Below are 15881 nucleotides of genomic sequence, written 5' to 3' on the forward strand. Positions count from 1 at the left end.
CGGGAGGGTGCGGCTAGCGGCCGGCCTCGTGGATGTCGCGCGCCTTGGTGACCTTCGCCGGATCCACCGGGTTCATGCCGAGCACGATCTTGCCGCGCGAGTGGCGCTTCTCGAGGTCGTCGAAGGCGTCCTGCACCTGGTCGAAGGGGTAGAAGCCCGAGACGAGCACCCGCAGCTTCTGGTCGGCGACGAGGCCGACCAGCTCGCCGAGGATCTCGGTGTCGCGCTGGGCGGTCTCGGCGTCGGGCCAGACGGCGCGGAGCTCGATCTCCTTGCGGTCGTCGCTGGAGTGGAAGCGGCCCGCCGCGATGCCGAGCTCGTCGGCGAGGGCGTCGTTCTCCCCGCCGAAGTTGTCGAGGAACACCGTGACCCCGCCGGGCGCCGCGGCCCGGATGCGGTCGGCGATCCCGTCGCCGTAGACGACCGGCTTCACGCCGATCTGGCGGAGGTAGTCGAAGTTCCGCTCGCCGCAGGTGCCGATCACGGTCGCGCCGCGGAGCTTCGCCAGCTGGATCTCGAGGCTGCCCACCCCTCCGGCCGCCGCGGAGACGAGGACGGTGTCGTCGGGTCCGACGCGGGTGGCCTCGAGCGCGCGCCACGCGGTCACTCCGGCGAGGAACAGCGCGCCGCCGACCTCCCAGCTCACGGAGGCGGGCTTGGCGACGAGGTTGCGGCGCGGCACCACGACGTGGGTCGCGTGCGAGCCGACGAGCGCGTGGCCGACCACGTCGCTGCGGAGCTTGATGTCGGTGACGCCCTCGCCGAGGGCGACGACGACTCCCGAGAAGTCGGTGCCCTGGCGGATCGGGAAGGCGGCGGAGTGGTCGGAGTCGAACTGGCCCTGCCGGATGAACGCCTCCATGTGGTTCACCCCGGCGGAGAGCACCTCGACCAGCACCTCGCCCGCTCCGGGCTTCGGCCGCTCGACCTCGACGATCTCGAGGACGTCCGCGTCGCCGAAACGGCTGTACTGGACGACGCGGGCGGCGGTGGGGCTCAGACGGGGCATGCGCTCATCATCCGCCCCCGCCGCCCGAAGCCCTTGACCCCCGAACGGGGGCGTGCGACTCAGGAGGGGTCGCTCGGGCAGTACAGCTGGGTGCGCGGACCGGAGCGGTCGATGACGTGCTCGGACATCGGCCGGCCGCAGAGCGGGCAGGCCTGCCCCGCAGGCGCCTCCTGCTCGGGCTGGTCGTAGGGGCCGAGCGGCGGCGGGCCGATCCAGGGGAACAGCCGCGCGTTGAAGCGCTGGTAGAGGGAGCCGGTCTTCTTCCGCGTCATACCCTTAGTGTACTAACCATCAGGGCACGATGAGAGGATGACGCCGTGGAAACCGATCCGCTCGCCCTCCAGAACCAGGTCTGCTTCTCCCTCGCCGTCGCGGCGCGCACCGTCATCGGGCTGTACCGCCCCGTGCTCGAGCCGCTCGGGCTCACCCACCCGCAGTACCTCGTGATGCTCGCGCTCTGGGAGCGCAGCCCCCGCTCGCTCGCCGACCTCGGCTCCGCCCTCCGCCTCGAGCCCGCGACGCTCAGCCCGCTCGTGAAGCGCCTGGAGGCGAGCGGCCACGTCACGCGGGCCCGGAGCAGCGAGGACGAGCGCCGTCTCGACGTCGCACTGACCCCCTCCGGGGCGGCCCTCCGCGAGCAGGCCCTGCAGGTGCCGCCGCAGATCGTGGAGCGGCTCGATGTCCCCCTCGAGGAGCTCACCGCGCTCCGCGACAGCCTCACCGGCCTGATCGGAGCCGCGACCCGCGACGGCCGCTGACCCCCCGCTCGGGGCTCCGCCCGCGTGCACGCCGGCCGCCGCTGCCCGCCGCACCGGGAAACTCCCGGTCACAGGGCGAGATCAGCCTCCGCTCGGCCCGCTCCCGGCCGTCTTGACTGCCCCCTCGTACGGAGTAGTGTCATCGCTCGTGACACACGAGGGCCCCCCGTCCGCCGCGGACGGATCACCGGCCGACGCGACCGAGCTGCGCACCGCCAAGCACTTCTTCATCGGCGAGCCGCTCCCCAGCGACAAGCTCGAGGGACAGCTGCTGCAGAAGCGGCTCGCGCTCCCCATCTTCGCCAGCGACCCGCTCTCCTCCGTGGCCTACGCGCCGCAGGAGCTGCTGATGATCCTGCTGCTCGGCGGGCTCTCCTTCCTCACCTTCGCCCCCTGGGTGGCCGCGTGCGTGGTCGTCCTCCTCGTCGTGGTGGTGCTGAGCTACCGCCAGCTGATCCGGGCCTACCCGTCCGGCGGCGGCGACTACGAGGTCGCCCGCACCAACCTGGGCGAGACGGCGGGCCTCACGGTCGCCGCCGCCCTCCTCGTGGACTACGTGCTCACCGTGGCCGTGTCGGTCGCCTCCGGAGTCGACAACATCATCTCGGCGGTGCCCGAGCTCGCGCCGCTGCGGGTCGAGCTGGCGATCCTCTTCGTGGTGCTGCTGGCGGCCGTGAACCTCCGCGGCGTCTCGGAGTCGAGCCGCGCCTTCGCGATCCCGACCTACCTCTTCGTCGCGAGCGTCTTCGTGATGGTCGTCGTCGGCCTGGTCCGCACCGCCTTCGGCGACACCCCCGTGGCGGAGTCGGCGGGCTTCACGGTGCAGGGCGAGCAGCTCACGCAGGCGGCCGTCGTCCTCCTGCTGCTGCGCTCCTTCGCGAGCGGCTGCGCGGCGCTCACCGGCGTCGAGGCGATCTCGAACGGTGTGCCGGCGTTCCGCGCCCCGAAGGTCAAGAACGCCCAGCGCACCCTCGTCGCGATGGGCACGATCGCGATCGTGCTCTTCGTCGGCCTGACCGCCCTCGCCCTGCTCTCGAACGTGCACTACGCCGAGAACGCCTGCCACCTGGTCGGATTCGCCGACTGCGCCACGACCCCGCAGCGCTCCGTCATCGCGCAGGTCGCCGCCGCCACGTTCGGCAACAACACGATCCTGTTCTTCATCATCCAGGCCGCGACCGCCGCCGTCCTGCTCCTCGCGGCGAACACCGCCTTCAACGGCTTCCCGCTGCTGGGGTCCGTGCTGGCCCGCGACGGCTACGCGCCCAAGTCGCTGAACACCCGCGGCGACCGCCTCATCTACTCCAACGGCGTGATCATCCTGGCGCTCGTCGCCGCGATCATCCTGCTCGTCTACCAGGCCTCGCTCACGAGCCTCGTGCAGCTGTACATCATCGGCGTCTTCGTCTCGTTCACGCTCGGGCAGTCGGGCATGGTCAAGCACTGGGTGCGGATGATCCGCAACGGCGAGGGCTCGCGCACCGTCTACACGAGCCTGGCCATCAACCTGTTCGGCGCGACGCTGACCTTCGCGGTCCTCGTGGTCGTCACGATCACGAAGTTCACCCACGGCGCCTGGCTCGTCTACCTGGTGATGCCGATCCTCGGAGTCCTGATGGCCGGCGTCTACCGCTACTACCGCGACGTCGAGAAGGAGATCGAGGTCGACCCGACCACGACCTTCGGCGCCAACGGCGATCACGCGATCGTGCTGGTGGGCCGGATGAACAAGCCCACGCTGAAGGCGCTCGACTACGCCATCGCGGCGCGGCACGAGACGCTGGAGGCGGTGCACTCCTCCATCGACGACGCGCAGACCGCGCAGCTCAAGGCCGACTGGGCGCAGATGGACATCGAGGTGCCGCTGCGCTGCGTGGCCTCGCCGTACCGCGACATCTCGTACCCGCTGATCAAGTACATCAAGGCCCACCGCCTCGAGCACGGCTCCGAGATCACCACGGTCTACATGCCGCAGTACATCGTCGGGCACTGGTGGGAGGCGTTCCTCCACAACCACAAGTCGCGGCGGATCCGCCAGAAGCTCCTGCTGGTGCACGGAGTGACGGTGGCGCTGGTGCCGTGGCTGCTCGACTCGTCCGAGCTGATCTACGGGCGCCGCTCGCGGCCGATCCCCGGCCAGACGCGCCGCGGCGAGCCGGTGCGCCCGGTGACCCGTCGCCCGATCCCGCCCGCGTCCTCGCTCCCTCAGGGTGCCGCCGGCGAGGGCGCCCCGCGCATCCCGCAGCGCCCGGCCGCGCAGAACCGGCCGCGCTCGAAGCGGCGCTGAGGCGGCGAGGCCCGCAGACGGGTAGAGGGCCCGCGGCGTGTGCCGCGAGCCCCCGATTTCCCCTTAGTGCCTTCCCCCGAAGGCGGCCCGCCCCAACGGGCCGTGTCCGACGCTATCGGTGGGCTATGCACCTGCGCATCCTCCTCGCGACGGATGCCCGTGATCCCTTCAGACGACAGGCTCGTCCTCCGCCGTGTCAGACGACGGCCCCGCGCACCCCTCGGCCGGTGAGCCACCAGACCGCGGCGACGGCGATCGCGGCCGCCGCACCGCCTCCCACGAGCAGGACCGCCGCCCGCACCACGTGCGCCCGGTAGGCGGCGTCGAGCGGATCGATGCCCGCCCCCGCCAGCACGATCCCGGCGGGCACCACCGCAGCCGCGAGCACCACGGCCGCGGCCGCGATGCGCACCGGCTGCCGGCCGTCGGAACGGAGCTTCCGGGGACGGCGGCCGACGTACCAGACCACCGCGCCGATCCCGAGCCCGAGCAGCCCGAGCACGCCGCTCGCGTACTGCGCCCACCGGAAGCCGGGGAAGGGTCCGAGCTCCTGCTGCAGCACCGGGATCGCCGAGACGAAGAGGCCGCCCCGGTGGGTGAAGCCGTCCCACATCACGTGACTGGCGGCTCCGATGGCGATGCCGGCGGCCGCGAAGACGAGCACGCGGATCCACTCGGCTGCCCCGTTGGGCGGTGAGCGCCGGGGACGCAGGCGCGAGCGGATCAGCGCGGGTGCGAGGTCGCGCCAGGCCGGAGCGACGACCGCGCTCCAGAGCGCGAGGCCGAGCATCCCGAGCAGCAGGTCGACGGTGACGACGCCGAGGAGGGAGTGGGTGGACTCGCGGGCGACGGCGATCGGGAGGTACATGCCGATATCCGGGACCATCGCGCCGACGGCGACGGCCGCGGCGGGGATCCGGCCGTTCGAGAACGCGAGCGCGACGACGGCGTGGCTCGGCGTGAAGGGCATGACACGCACGTTATCCCGGCGATGCGACCGGCGAGTGTCCGCGTCGCGAAGCGGGCGTCACCGATCGCGATCCGGCCCCTGCGCGCCACTCCGGCGCGCCGGCTTCCCGGGGCCGGCGGTCAGCCCGAGGAACGTGATCCCCAGGACGAGGAACACCGGCCAGACCGGATTCCCGAGGACCGCGAAGACGGCTCCCGCCGCGAGGAACAGCGGACCGGTGACCGCGTTCCAGCGCCGAGACGCCTCCTCCGTCGACATCCGACCCGAACCCTTCCCGCCCTGCGCGCGCACCATTCCTCCACGCTAGGCCGCCTCCGCGGGGCCCGCCTCCCCCGTCCGGCGGAGCTCCGCGCTCGGGGAGCTCCGAGCGCGGCGACCGTAGAATCGTCCGGAAGTCCGGCCCTCCGGGCCCAGCGGCGACGGATCGGAGCGGGTGTGCGGAAGGCGTTCGCGATCCTCCGCCTGGCCCTCGCCGGGCTGGGCGCGGTCGGACTCGTCGGCGACTTCTTCTACACGCTCGGCTTCCGCGCGTTCCAGATCGACAACTTCTTCGCCTACTTCACGACGCAGTCGAACATGGCCGGGGTCGTGGTGCTGGGCCTGTCCGGCCTGGTCGCCCTCGCGCGCGAGCGGGAGCCGCGCTGGCTCAGCACGGTGCGGGCGCTCGTGCTCACCTACATGGTCGTGTCGGGGATCGTCTTCGGGCTGATCGCGGTCGAGGCCAACAACCGCGGCGTGCGGGTCGACGTGCCCTGGTCGAGCGCGCTCCTGCACTTCGTGATCCCCACGCTCGCGATCCTCGACTGGATCCTCGGCCCCGGCCGCAGCCCGGTCGCCTGGCGCGGGGCGCTGACCGTGCTCGGCTTCCCGATCGTCTGGGGCGTCATCACCCTGGTCCGCGGGGCCCTCATCGGCTGGTACCCGTACTTCTTCCTCGACCCCGGCCAGGTCGACGGACCCGTGATGTTCGTTCTCTACGACGTGATCGTGCTGAGCCTGATCTCGGGCATCGCCGCGTTCGTCCTCGCGCTCAGCCGGGTGCGGCCGCTCGGGGCGGCGCACGCGTCGGAGTGGCGGGGGCCGCTGGCGCGGCTCCGCGAGCTCGTCAGCCGGCGACGACGGCGAACGGCTCGAGCGCCGTCTGCGCGAGGGTGACCAGCTCGTCGTCGCTGAGGTCCTGCAGCGAGAGGGCCTGATCCGCTCCGACCAGCCCGACGAGCACCGCCTCACCGGTCGACGGCTGGAGGTCGAGCCACTCGGTGATGCCCGCCTCGGAGCCGACGAGCGACCAGCGCGCCGGTCCGCCCGTCTCCCAGAACGCCTCGTCGAAGCGCAGCCACAGCGTCTCGACGACACCGGAGCCGAGGGCCGCGACGGCCGCGCGCTGCGCGAACGGGAGCGGCGGGTCGAAGGCGATCGCGTCCGTCTGCAGGACCCCGATCGGAACGGTGACCAGCACCCGGTCGGCCGTGAACGACTCGCCGGTGCCCAGGCGGATGCTGACGCCGGTCTCCGTGTAGCCGATGCCGCTCACCACGGCGCGCAGCGAGACCTCGACGTCGGCGAGCAGCGTGTCGACCAGAGGCGCGAGCCCGTCGGTCAGCAGCGCGTCGCCGGAGTCGTCGCTCAGCTCCTCCGCGGTCGTGGCGGCGGAGGCGTCGCCCAGTCCGTACCAGGAGGAGAGCTCCTCGGGAGCGGCGCCGGTGCGCAGCGCGGTCGTGCCGGCGAGGTGCGCCGCCACGCGGGCGGCGTCGCCGTCGCCGGAGCCCGGCTCGGCCTCGGCGGGGTCGGGCGCTCCGGAGCCGGCGAACGACTCGGCGAGCGCCAGGTCCTCCGGCTGCTCCGCTCCCCACTCGAGCGCGCGGGTCAGAGCATCGGCTCCCGTGGTGCCGGTGTCGAGGGCCGCGCCGTCGGCGTCGCTCGAGCGGACGTCGGCGAGGTCGACCGCGGTCGTGACCACGCCCGCGTCCGCAATGCTCTCGCGCAGGGCGGCTCCCGCGCCGGTGAGGGCCCAGGCCCCGGTCTCGACGGCGATCGGCCAGCCGTCCCGAGTCGCGGTCGCGATGCGGCCGCCGGTGCGCTCGCGCGCCTCCACCACGGTGACGTCGAAGCCCGCGTCGGACAGGCGCCGCGCGGCGACCGCTCCGGCGAGACCGGCCCCGACGATCGCGATCCGCTCGCCCTCGTCGGCGACGGCGCTGATCTCGGCGGCTGCGCGGACCCCGGAGTTCCAGGCGCCCTGGAGCGTGCCGGGCGCCTCCGTGTCGGTGGCCTCGCCCGCGAGGAAGACGCGGTCGAGGACCGCGGTGCCCAGGTCGGTGCGGTGCTGCGGCGTCGCGCCGACGGGCAGGTAGGAGACGGAGCCGAGCGCGTACGGATCCTCGGCCCAGGCGGAGCGCACGAACGCGGACGGCGCGGGGACGGCGGTGGTGCTCGGCGTCGGCACGGGGGCCTTCGTGACGGAGCGGGTCGGCGTCGGACGCGACGGGGTGCAGCCCGCGAGGGCCAGGAGCCCGACTCCCGTGGCGGCTCCCGAGAGGAAGAGGCGGCGTCCGATCGTCATCCCGGACATCCTACGTTCTCGGCGTTCCGCGGGGGCGGCGCGGGCGGATGGTCAGTGCCGCCGGGAGCGGACGTTCTGTAGCGCCCACCCGGCCAGGAGCACGACCGCGACGATCACTGCGGTGATCACCGCGCTCCACGGATCCTTCGCGCCCACGGCGGTCGAGACCCCGGCACCGGCCAACGCCCCCACGAGCGCGAACGCCAGGGCGGTCCAGGGCGTGAGCGTCCTCGACGCCGTCGTCCGGTTCCGTCGACTGCTCATGTCCGAATACTCCCCTCGAGTCGTGCACACCCGTCTAGCCTGCCGGAGAAACCGAGCCGACGTCGATAAAACGAGACAGGCGGGCGAGATTCGTTCAGGTTCTCGTCCAGAAGCATCATCGCCATCCGGGGTGACGGCGGAACGGCGAGCGGATAGCGTCGGGGCAACGCGGACCGGGCCGCGGCGACGGGGGACGCAGCATGGACACGACACGGATACGGACCGCGACGACGACCACGGCCGGGGCTCCTCCCCGCAGCCACCTCCACGCGGTTCTGCTCGGCGCGCTGGGCATGATCGTGGTACCGCTCCTCATCGTCCTCGCGACCACGGCCTGGTCCTCCCCCGGCCCGGAGGAGTACGTGCGCATGTCGCTCGGCTCGGTCGTCGCGGCGTGTGTCTCGGTGGTCGGCGCGTGGTGGCTCGCCTTCGAGCGGCGCAGCGCCGGGGCGCCCGGTCGCACCTGGTTCTGGGGCATCGCCTGCCTCGTCACGCTCAGCGCGGTCTCGACCGTCGGAGCCGCCGCCGACCGCCTCACCGGCCTGATCACGGGCTGAGCGAGCGGCCGTCCTGGCGCGGTCACCGCGCGCGCCTCACCCCTCGGCGACCGGCCCGGTGGCTTTGAGCTCCTCCCCGAGTGAGCGGCAGCAGCATCGGCGCAGGTGACAGCCCCGTCGAGACGACCGCGCGGCTCAAGGTCTTGGATCGGAGGCGCGTCGCTCGCGCTCGGCGGACGGCCGGCGGATCGGGGAGGAGGGCGCTGAGGTACTCGCCGGACGGTGCATCCGCGGTCCGTCGCCCCGCGGCGCGTTAGCGTCGTCGGATGGCGAGCATCACGTACCCTGCACCCCTCCGCGCCGGAGGCCGGGTGGAGGTGCCCGCGCCCTCGATGGGAGTCTCCGAGCACCTGCACGACCGGCTGCAGGACGCCGTCCGCCGTCTCGGCTCGGCGGGCTACGACGTCCGGGTCCGGCCGCACGCCCTCACGGGCGGACTCGTGCCGGCGCCCGCCGCGGATCGAGCAGCCGATCTGCACGACGCCTTCCGGAGTGGGGACGCGATCCTTCCTCCGTGGGGTGGCGAGCTCGCCCTCGAGCTCGTGGAGAGGCTCGACTGGCACGCCCTCGCAGAGGCCCGGCCCTGGTTCGTCGGCTGGTCGGACGTCTCGACGCTGCTCCTGCCCCTGACGACGATGACCGGGCTCGCGACGATCCACGGCGCCAACCTGATGGACGAGCCGTGGGAGCTGCCGGTCGAGTTCCACCGCTGGACGGAGGTCGCCGCCCTCGAGCCCGGAGCCGCGTTCACGCAGCACGCCGCGCCGCGACGCCGGAGCCGCCCGTGGGGCGCGTGGGTGGACGAGCCGCTCGGCCGCGAGCGCGCCTACGAGGAGCCGACCCACTGGCGATCGCTCGACGGAGCCGCGGACGTGACGATGTCCGGCCGTCTGATCGGCGGATGCCTCGAGACGGTGTCCCTGCTTGCGGGCACGCCCTACGGCGACGTGCCCGGCTTCGCTCGACGGCACGCTCCGGAAGGGACGGTCGTCTACCTGGAGGCGGCCGGGTCCGACGCCGTCTCGGCGCTCCGGATGCTCACCTCCCTCCGACTCGCGGGCTGGTTCGAGCAGGCGAACGGCGTCCTGATCGGACGGACCGAGGGCGCTTCGCTGCTCGAACTGAGCCAGGAGGACGCGGTGCGGCGGGCTCTCGGCGACCTCGGCGTGCCTGTGATCCTCGACGTCGACACCGGGCACCAGCCTCCGCAGATGCCCCTGGTCAACGGCGCCCTCGCCGAGAACGCGCTGAGCGGGCCGAGGGCCTCGGTCACGCAGCGGCTCGTGGCCTGAGCGCAAGGCCGAGCGGCGGGGAGGCGGCGAGTGGTAGACCTGGGGGCATGAGCAACGACATCCGCGCACTCGCCGACGGCGAGAGCTACCTCGCCTTCTTCCAGGGCGGGCCGTTCGACGGCCAGACCGAGAACCGCGTCAGCACCGACGGGGGCTACGAGAAGGAGGTCGACGTCTACGCCGCCGTCGACGGCCAGGAGACGCACCTCGTCTACAACGCCGTCTCCGCCAAGGAGGTCGGCGAGTCGGTCCACGTGACCTATTCGATCGACACTCCCGACTCCGACCCGATCGAGGACCCGGAGGACCGCGGCGGCGGATTCCAGTAGTCCGCACCACCCTTCGGATGCCGCTCCGGCGTCGCGCTCAGCGCGGCCGGGGCGGCATCCGCATGTGAGGACGCGCCACTTCGGGCCGGCGGCGGCCGGGGCCACTAGAATGATGGTTCCTCATTGTCCCGACGGGCTCGGATCCGCCGTAGTCCTGGAGCCGCCGCAGTGTCCGACCCGCAGATCCGCACGATGCCGCTCCGCGGAGACTCCGCCCGGCGCTGGCTGCACGCCCGCCACGCCGAGACCGGGCCCGATCCCGCCTTCGCCGTCACCGGCCAGGAGGCCACGGCCGAGGGTCTGCTCCTCCGGCGGATCTGGCACTCGGCCGGGTCGATCGAGTTCCGCCCGAGTCCCCGGGCCGACTCGCGATCGGTGGTGCTCCTGCTCCCGCTCGAGGGCGCGTTCACGGTCGTATGCCGGGAGGAGCGCGCGGTCGTCACCCGCGGCACCCTCGCCGTGCTGCCCGCCCGATCGGGAGCGACGATCACCACGAGCGCCTCCGGCTCCCGGCTCGTCCTGGTGGCGCGGCCCTCGGGCGACGTGCGCCCGCCGTCCGGCCTCACCGTCCTCTCCTCCCCTGCGGCGCCCGTGCTGGTCGCCGCCGCGAACGCCCTGCTCGACGCCCGCCTGCCCGTGAGCGGGGGGCTGCGCACGGCGCTCGAGGGGCTCGCGGCAGCGGTCATGGCGGGATGACGGGCGCTGTCAACCCTCCTCGCCCCCACCATCCACACACAGCGACGTCCTCGAACATCAGGTGACGCCGATCGTCGGCGCCGGAAGGAGCACTCGCCATGGCCGAGATCACCGCCCGCCACGGACTCTTCAAGGACACGGACCTGCACGTCGACGACACCGGCGGATCGGGACGTCCCGTGGTCCTCATCCACGGCTGGCCCCTCTCGGGCGAGTCGTGGAAGGAGCAGGTCCCCGCGTTCGCCGAGGCCGGCTACCGCGTCGTCACCTACGACCGCCGCGGCTTCGGGCGCAGCGACAAGCCGCTCACCGGCTACAGCTACGACACGCTCACCGAGGACCTGCACACCCTCCTCACCGAGCTCGACCTGCAGGACGTCACCCTGGTCGGCTTCTCGATGGGAGGCGGCGAGGTCGCCCGCTACTTCACGAAGTACGGCGCCGAGCGCCTGCACAGCGTCGTCTTCGCCTCGGCCGTCCCGCCGTACCTGATGAAGACGGACGACAACCCCGACGGCCCGCTCGAGAAGGCGCAGGCCGCGCAGATGACGGCCGGACTCACGAAGAGCGAGGACGACTTCTACGACCAGTTCACCACCGACTTCTTCTCGGTCGACGGGGTGCTGAAGGTGACGGAGGAGCAGCGTCAGGAGGCGATCGCTCTGGCGAAGCAGTCGGCCAAGCACGCGGCGCTCGCCTGCATGACGGCGTTCGCGACCACCGACTTCCGCGAGGACCTGCCGAACGTGTCGGTGCCCGCGCTCGTCATCCACGGCGACGGCGACGGCACGGTTCCGTTCGAGGGCTCCGGTGCGCGCACGCACGCGGCGATCCCCGGCTCCGAGCTGCACGTTGTCCACGGCGCCCCCCACGGAGTGACCGTGAGCCACCCCGAGGAGTGGAACCGCGTCGTCCTGGAGTTCCTCGCGAAGTAGCGGCTCCCCTGCTGATCGAGCAGCCCCGCAGGGACGTGTCGAGACCCTCCGCACGGACACGGATCTCGATGCGCGCTGCGCGGGCTGCCCGATCAGCAGGGGGCTCTCCGCAGCGCCCGAGTCAGCCCTTCTCCGCGCCCTCGGTCGTGTTCATGATCCGCCGCTGGAAGACGAAGACCAGCACGGCGACCGGGATCGACATCAGCACCGCGGCCGCGAGCTGCAGCGGGTACTGGTCGCCGGTGCCCAGCTGCCCCGACACGAGCGACGCGACTCCGGTCGTCAGCGTGTTGAGCTCCGGCGACTGCCGCGACACCACGAAGTGCGAGAACTCGTTCCACGACCCCTGGAACGACAGGATGAACAGCGTCACGATCGCCGGACGCGCCATCGGCACCACGATCGAGCGGAAGGTCCGGAACACCCCGGCCCCGTCGATCCGCGCGGCCTCCTCGAGGGAGAGCGGGATCGAGTCGAAGAACTGCTTCATGATGAAGATCCCCGCCGCGTCCACGATCAGCGGGACGATCATCCCGGCGTAGCTGTCGTAGAGACCGAGCTGCTCGAGGATCAGGAACCGCGGGATCAGCAGCACCACCGCGGGCACGCTCATCACTCCGATGAACAGCGCGAACAGCAGCCCCCGTCCGCGGAAGCGCAGTCGCGACAGCGCGTAGCCGGCCAGCGAGTCGAAGAAGACCCGGCCGACCGTGACGAACACGGTGACGATCACCGAGTTGAGCGTCCACAGCGGCAGCGGCACGTCGGTCGGCCTGCGGACCCCTCGGACACCGGCTCGGGCGGCTACTGGCCGCTCTCGTACCACGGAGGCTCGGTCTGGGCCCACGACACCGCGATCGCCGTCACCGGGCTCGCCCGGGAGGGCTTCGGAGCGGAGGCGACACCCTGGTCGTCGCGCCGCTCTCGCCCGCGCTCGCCGGGCCGATCCGGGTGCACGGGATCCGCTACCGCGGCTCCGTGGTGCCGGTGGACTGGGACGGCAGGATCTGAGGCGCCGCGCCGGTCGGGGCCGCCGCGCTCAGGCAAGCGCGCTCAGGCAGTCGCGCTCAGGGAAGGCGCGCCACGACCGCACGCGCGATGCGCCGGCCCGAGCGGTTCGCCCCGATGGTGGAGGCCGTCGGGCCGTAGCCGGCGAAGAAGACGCGCGGATCGGTCAGCGAGGCGCCGTCGGCGACCGCGATGCCGCCCTCGCGCTCGCGCAGTCCGAGCGGAGCGAGGTGGCGCAGCTCCGGCCGGAAGCCCGTCGCCCAGATGATCGCGTCGGCGCGCGTGAAGGAGCCGTCGGGCCAGCGCACGCCCTCCTCCTCGATCGAGGAGAACATGCCCCGCTCGTGCAGCAGCCCGCGCTCGATGCCGGCCACCACCCGGCGAGTGCGCTGCACGCCGGTGCCGCCGACGATGCTCGGGAGGGGCAGGCCGGCGCGCGCGGCGCGGTCCTGCTCGGCCACCGCCTCCACCGCCGACTCCATCGCGAGCTGCTCGCCGTCGTGGTAGACGACCGGCCGCCGCGTCGCCCAGGTCAGCGAGCGCGCCACCCGCTCGAGCTCGAGCAGGAAGCCGATCGCCGAGGTGCCGCCGCCGACCACGAGCACCTGCTTGCCGGCGAAGTCCTCGGCGCGGACGTACTCGGTCGGGTCGATCTGCACGCCGCGGAAGCGGTCGCGCCCGCGGTAGTGCGGGACGAAGGGCGAGCCCCAGGTGCCGGTCGCGTTGACGAGCAGGCTCGCGCGCTCGACCGCGCGGTCGGACTCGACGACGAGCGGCGACCCCGTGTCGTGCGGCGTCGCGCTCGTGACACGCCGCACCGACTCCGGACGGCGGATCTCGAGACCGAGCTCCTCCTCGTAGCGCCCGTAGTACTCGCGGACCACGTCCCGTGCCGGACGCCGGTGGTCGGCCGTGCGGAACGACAGCCCCATCCGCTCCATTCCGGGGAGATCGTGCACGCGGTGCGCGGAGCCGAGCCGCAGCGCCTCCCAGCGGAACTGCCAGGCCCCACCGGGCTCCGGGCCACGGTCGAGGATCACCAGGTCGCGCCCGGGGACGAGGCCGAGACGGCGCAGGTAGTAGGCCACGGACAGGCCCGCCTGGCCCGCGCCGATCACCACGACGGGGCGCGGTGGGGCGACGCTGTCCACGGTGCTCCTGACGCGGTCGAGGATGGGCTGCCGTCCGGCAGATCGAGGCCCGGGGTGGCGTGTCCCCCGTCTGCTAAACTACCGCGTAGATTTCAACTTTCCCTGTCTGCTCTTTTCCCCAGCCGGCTCACTGCCCGTCTGGCCTGTCATCGTGAGGGGGTCACCCATGGGGCGCGGCCGTCAGAAGGCGAAGAACACCAAGATCGCCCGTGAGCTGAAGTCGTTCAGCCCGGCGGTCGATTACAGCGCGCTCGAGCGCGAGCTCAGCCACCCGGACGAGCCCGACTACTCGAAGTGGATCGACGCCGAGGACGACGGCGACGACACGGACCTCGTCGAGGAGCCGCACCAGAAGCGTGCGTGACTCCTCCCGCGAGACGGGGCCGCTCCCTCGGGGCGGCCCCGTTTCGCGTGCGAGCGAGGATCCGGCGGGCGAGGACCGGGCGACCGGGCAGTCGTCGGTCGAGGATCCGCCCCGCGGGGACGCGGCCGACGGCGCCGTCCGGCAGCTGTCGACGCGGGTCGCCTACGAGACCCCGTGGATCCGCGTCCGCGAGGACGAGGTGCTCTGGCCGGGCGGGACGCGCGGCGTCTACTCCGTCGTCGAGCGCGACGACTACGCCCTCGTGCTCCCGCGGGAGCGCGGCGGATTCTGGCTGGTCGAGCAGTACCGGTACCCGATCGGCCGCCGCGCGTGGGAGTTCCCGGCCGGGGGCTGGCCGCACGGCTCGTCCGGCGGCGACGCCGAGGCGCTCGCGCGCGCCGAGCTGCGCGAGGAGACGGGCCTCCGGGCCGAGCGCCTGGCCCACCTGGGCCGACTCGCGGAGGCGTACGGCTTCGTCGCGCAGTCCGTGGACGTCTTCCTCGCCGAGGGGCTGGAGCACGGCGAGCACGAGCGCGAGGACACCGAGCAGGACATGCGGCAGGAGTGGTTCCCCGATGCGGAGATCGCGGAGATGGTCCGCTCCGGGGCGATCGTCGAGACGGCCGCGGTGGCCGCGCTCGCCCTCTTCCATCTGGAGCGCGGGTCGCTCGGTTGAGCACGTTCTCCCGCTTTCCGCCACGGAGTGCAGATTGTCGGTGCCCCCTGGGACACTGACCGGATGAGCTCTTCCCCGCCCGCACAGCTGCCCGTGTGGCAGTCGGAGCGTCGCGGGAACGACCTCGAGGAGGCGCGCGACTTCTACGCCGGCTCGTACAACGGCTCCGGCTTCCGGGCCGAGCGCTCGGTCGTGCCGTTCGCGTTCCGCTACACGACGACCGGGCCCGGGCCCGTGAGCCTCCACTCCGCCTCGTTCCTCGGCCGGGTGCGCGGCACGGTGGCCCCGAGCGACGTCTACGTCGCCCTCTGGCTGACCGCCGGGCGCGCCTTGCTCGACCTGGGGCGCGACGAGCACCGCCTCGTCGTCGGGCGCCCGGCCATGTTCCCGAGCGGCCGGCCCTTCGGCTTCGAGGCCCTCGAGTACCGCGACGCGCTCGTGCACTTCGAGGCCGCCCACCTCGAGGCGATCGCCGCCGAGCTGCACGGCACCGAGCCCGGCCCGCTGCAGTTCGCCCCCGTGGCGCGCGACACGACGGCCTGGTGGGCGGCCGTCCGGCTCCTGCGCGACACCCTCGCCTCCGCGCACACGCCCACCGTGCTGCAGCGCGACGGCGTCGCGCGCATCGCCGCGATCGCCGCCCTGCAGACCTTCGCCCACCGCATCGCCCCGCTGCCGGCCGTCCCTCCCTCCGTCAGCGCGCGGCGCCTCCGCCGGGCCGTGGAGTTCGTGCAGGCCAACGCCGACCTGCCCCTCGGAGTGGCCGACATCGCCGACGCGGCGGGGCTCACGGTCCGCGGCGTGCAGCTGGCCTTCCAGCGCGCCTTCGGCGAGACCCCGAGGCGCTACCTGCGCGACGTCCGCCTCGAGCGCGCGCACGAGGAGCTCTCGGCCGGATCGATCGGCTCGCTGGTGGTCGGCGACGTCGCCGCCCGCTGGGGATTCATCAGCGGCGGTCGTTTCGCCCAGCACTACGCGACACGCTTCGGCGAGCTCCCGAGCGAGACACTCCGCCGCTAGCC

At 72.9% G+C, this 15881-nt stretch carries 18 protein-coding genes and 1 pseudogene; 11 read left to right on the plus strand and 8 right to left on the minus strand.

Translation table 11 applies throughout. The annotated features are described in order from the left end of the window. Positions 1-13 precede the first annotated feature (13 nt). Both C5D08_RS10855 and C5D08_RS10860 read right to left on the minus strand, forming a co-directional pair. Positions 14-1009: an NADP-dependent oxidoreductase gene (locus C5D08_RS10855; protein WP_104277041.1), complete on the minus strand. Its 996-nt coding sequence runs from the start codon at positions 1007-1009 to the stop codon at positions 14-16. Between the two features lie 59 nt (positions 1010-1068). After that, entirely contained in the window at positions 1069-1281 is a 213-nt protein-coding gene (locus tag C5D08_RS10860; RefSeq protein ID WP_104223750.1) for a hypothetical protein, read from the minus strand. A gap of 45 nt (positions 1282-1326) precedes the next feature. On the opposite strand from C5D08_RS10860, the gene C5D08_RS10865 reads away from it, so the two are divergent. Both C5D08_RS10865 and C5D08_RS10870 read left to right on the plus strand, forming a co-directional pair. Then, on the plus strand, positions 1327-1767 hold the full coding sequence (locus C5D08_RS10865; protein ID WP_104277042.1) for a MarR family winged helix-turn-helix transcriptional regulator: 441 nt from the start codon (positions 1327-1329) through the stop codon (positions 1765-1767). A 205-nt stretch (positions 1768-1972) separates the two neighbouring features. Further along, complete coding sequence (locus C5D08_RS10870) at positions 1973-4054, plus strand: APC family permease (protein ID WP_104277087.1); 2082 nt, start codon at positions 1973-1975, stop codon at positions 4052-4054. Between the two features lie 196 nt (positions 4055-4250). On the opposite strand, the gene C5D08_RS10875 is transcribed toward C5D08_RS10870, so the two are convergent. Next, positions 4251-5024, minus strand: coding sequence for a DUF4184 family protein (locus C5D08_RS10875; RefSeq protein WP_104277043.1), 774 nt, complete (start codon positions 5022-5024; stop codon positions 4251-4253). 57 nt (positions 5025-5081) lie between these two features. Continuing rightward, the gene (locus C5D08_RS10880; protein ID WP_104355562.1) at positions 5082-5318 is read right to left on the minus strand and encodes a hypothetical protein; all 237 of its coding nucleotides are present in this window, start codon (positions 5316-5318) and stop codon (positions 5082-5084) included. A gap of 141 nt (positions 5319-5459) precedes the next feature. Here C5D08_RS10880 and C5D08_RS10885 point away from each other — a divergent pair, with 141 nt between their 5' ends. Beyond that, a complete protein-coding gene (locus tag C5D08_RS10885) occupies positions 5460-6179 on the plus strand; it encodes a Pr6Pr family membrane protein (protein ID WP_104277045.1) in 720 nt (239 codons plus the stop codon). Here the strand turns inward: C5D08_RS10885 and C5D08_RS10890 are convergent. Continuing rightward, entirely contained in the window at positions 6130-7587 is a 1458-nt protein-coding gene (locus tag C5D08_RS10890) for an NAD(P)/FAD-dependent oxidoreductase (protein ID WP_181110105.1), read from the minus strand. The genes C5D08_RS10885 and C5D08_RS10890 overlap by 50 nt on opposite strands. A gap of 51 nt (positions 7588-7638) precedes the next feature. Then, positions 7639-7851 (minus strand): hypothetical protein, encoded by a 213-nt coding sequence (locus tag C5D08_RS10895; RefSeq protein ID WP_104277047.1) that lies wholly within the window; start codon positions 7849-7851, stop codon positions 7639-7641. Between the two features lie 200 nt (positions 7852-8051). Here C5D08_RS10895 and C5D08_RS10900 point away from each other — a divergent pair, with 200 nt between their 5' ends. The 5 genes from C5D08_RS10900 to C5D08_RS10920 all read left to right on the plus strand — a co-directional run bounded on the left by C5D08_RS10900 (position 8052) and on the right by C5D08_RS10920 (position 11660). Further along, the gene (locus tag C5D08_RS10900) at positions 8052-8408 is read left to right on the plus strand and encodes a hypothetical protein (protein WP_104277048.1); all 357 of its coding nucleotides are present in this window, start codon (positions 8052-8054) and stop codon (positions 8406-8408) included. 266 nt (positions 8409-8674) lie between these two features. Beyond that, positions 8675-9700: a S66 peptidase family protein gene (locus C5D08_RS10905; RefSeq protein WP_104277049.1), complete on the plus strand. Its 1026-nt coding sequence runs from the start codon at positions 8675-8677 to the stop codon at positions 9698-9700. Between the two features lie 47 nt (positions 9701-9747). Beyond that, entirely contained in the window at positions 9748-10029 is a 282-nt protein-coding gene (locus C5D08_RS10910) for an oligoribonuclease (protein WP_104277050.1), read from the plus strand. A gap of 168 nt (positions 10030-10197) precedes the next feature. Beyond that, positions 10198-10725 (plus strand): hypothetical protein, encoded by a 528-nt coding sequence (locus tag C5D08_RS10915; RefSeq protein WP_104277051.1) that lies wholly within the window; start codon positions 10198-10200, stop codon positions 10723-10725. A gap of 98 nt (positions 10726-10823) precedes the next feature. Further along, positions 10824-11660: an alpha/beta fold hydrolase gene (locus C5D08_RS10920; RefSeq protein WP_104277052.1), complete on the plus strand. Its 837-nt coding sequence runs from the start codon at positions 10824-10826 to the stop codon at positions 11658-11660. A gap of 121 nt (positions 11661-11781) precedes the next feature. On the opposite strand, the pseudogene C5D08_RS10925 reads toward C5D08_RS10920, so the two are convergent. After that, a pseudogene (locus C5D08_RS10925) lies at positions 11782-12414 on the minus strand (carbohydrate ABC transporter permease); the annotation flags it as partial. Between the two features lie 313 nt (positions 12415-12727). After that, positions 12728-13819 carry an FAD-dependent oxidoreductase gene (locus tag C5D08_RS10930; protein WP_104277054.1) on the minus strand — a complete coding sequence of 364 codons (1092 nt, stop codon included), beginning with the start codon at positions 13817-13819 and terminating at the stop codon, positions 12728-12730. Between the two features lie 166 nt (positions 13820-13985). Here C5D08_RS10930 and C5D08_RS10935 point away from each other — a divergent pair, with 166 nt between their 5' ends. The 3 genes from C5D08_RS10935 (at position 13986) to C5D08_RS10945 (ending at position 15879) form a co-directional block, all read left to right on the plus strand. Continuing rightward, on the plus strand, positions 13986-14183 hold the full coding sequence (locus C5D08_RS10935; protein ID WP_097167615.1) for a DUF3073 domain-containing protein: 198 nt from the start codon (positions 13986-13988) through the stop codon (positions 14181-14183). Beyond that, positions 14176-14859: an NUDIX hydrolase gene (locus C5D08_RS10940; RefSeq protein WP_258067380.1), complete on the plus strand. Its 684-nt coding sequence runs from the start codon at positions 14176-14178 to the stop codon at positions 14857-14859. The genes C5D08_RS10935 and C5D08_RS10940 overlap by 8 nt, the downstream gene beginning before the upstream one ends. Positions 14860-14922: 63 nt before the next feature. Continuing rightward, positions 14923-15879: a helix-turn-helix transcriptional regulator gene (locus C5D08_RS10945; RefSeq protein WP_104277055.1), complete on the plus strand. Its 957-nt coding sequence runs from the start codon at positions 14923-14925 to the stop codon at positions 15877-15879. Positions 15880-15881 lie beyond the last annotated feature (2 nt).

This window comes from Rathayibacter sp. AY1B6 (assembly GCF_002932755.1).
Classification (GTDB): Bacteria; Actinomycetota; Actinomycetes; order Actinomycetales; family Microbacteriaceae; genus Rathayibacter.

Coding starts and splice junctions, on each gene's coding strand:
- C5D08_RS10875 (WP_104277043.1), bottom strand. CDS start 5,024: ATGCCCTTCACGCCGAGCCACGCCGTCGTCGCGCTCGCGTTCTCGAAC.
- C5D08_RS10895 (WP_104277047.1), bottom strand. CDS start 7,851: ATGAGCAGTCGACGGAACCGGACGACGGCGTCGAGGACGCTCACGCCC.
- C5D08_RS10945 (WP_104277055.1), top strand. CDS start 14,923: ATGAGCTCTTCCCCGCCCGCACAGCTGCCCGTGTGGCAGTCGGAGCGT.
- C5D08_RS10900 (WP_104277048.1), top strand. CDS start 8,052: ATGGACACGACACGGATACGGACCGCGACGACGACCACGGCCGGGGCT.
- C5D08_RS10880 (WP_104355562.1), bottom strand. CDS start 5,318: ATGGTGCGCGCGCAGGGCGGGAAGGGTTCGGGTCGGATGTCGACGGAG.
- C5D08_RS10905 (WP_104277049.1), top strand. CDS start 8,675: ATGGCGAGCATCACGTACCCTGCACCCCTCCGCGCCGGAGGCCGGGTG.
- C5D08_RS10920 (WP_104277052.1), top strand. CDS start 10,824: ATGGCCGAGATCACCGCCCGCCACGGACTCTTCAAGGACACGGACCTG.
- C5D08_RS10910 (WP_104277050.1), top strand. CDS start 9,748: ATGAGCAACGACATCCGCGCACTCGCCGACGGCGAGAGCTACCTCGCC.
- C5D08_RS10935 (WP_097167615.1), top strand. CDS start 13,986: ATGGGGCGCGGCCGTCAGAAGGCGAAGAACACCAAGATCGCCCGTGAG.
- C5D08_RS10855 (WP_104277041.1), bottom strand. CDS start 1,009: ATGCCCCGTCTGAGCCCCACCGCCGCCCGCGTCGTCCAGTACAGCCGT.
- C5D08_RS10860 (WP_104223750.1), bottom strand. CDS start 1,281: ATGACGCGGAAGAAGACCGGCTCCCTCTACCAGCGCTTCAACGCGCGG.
- C5D08_RS10890 (WP_181110105.1), bottom strand. CDS start 7,587: ATGACGATCGGACGCCGCCTCTTCCTCTCGGGAGCCGCCACGGGAGTC.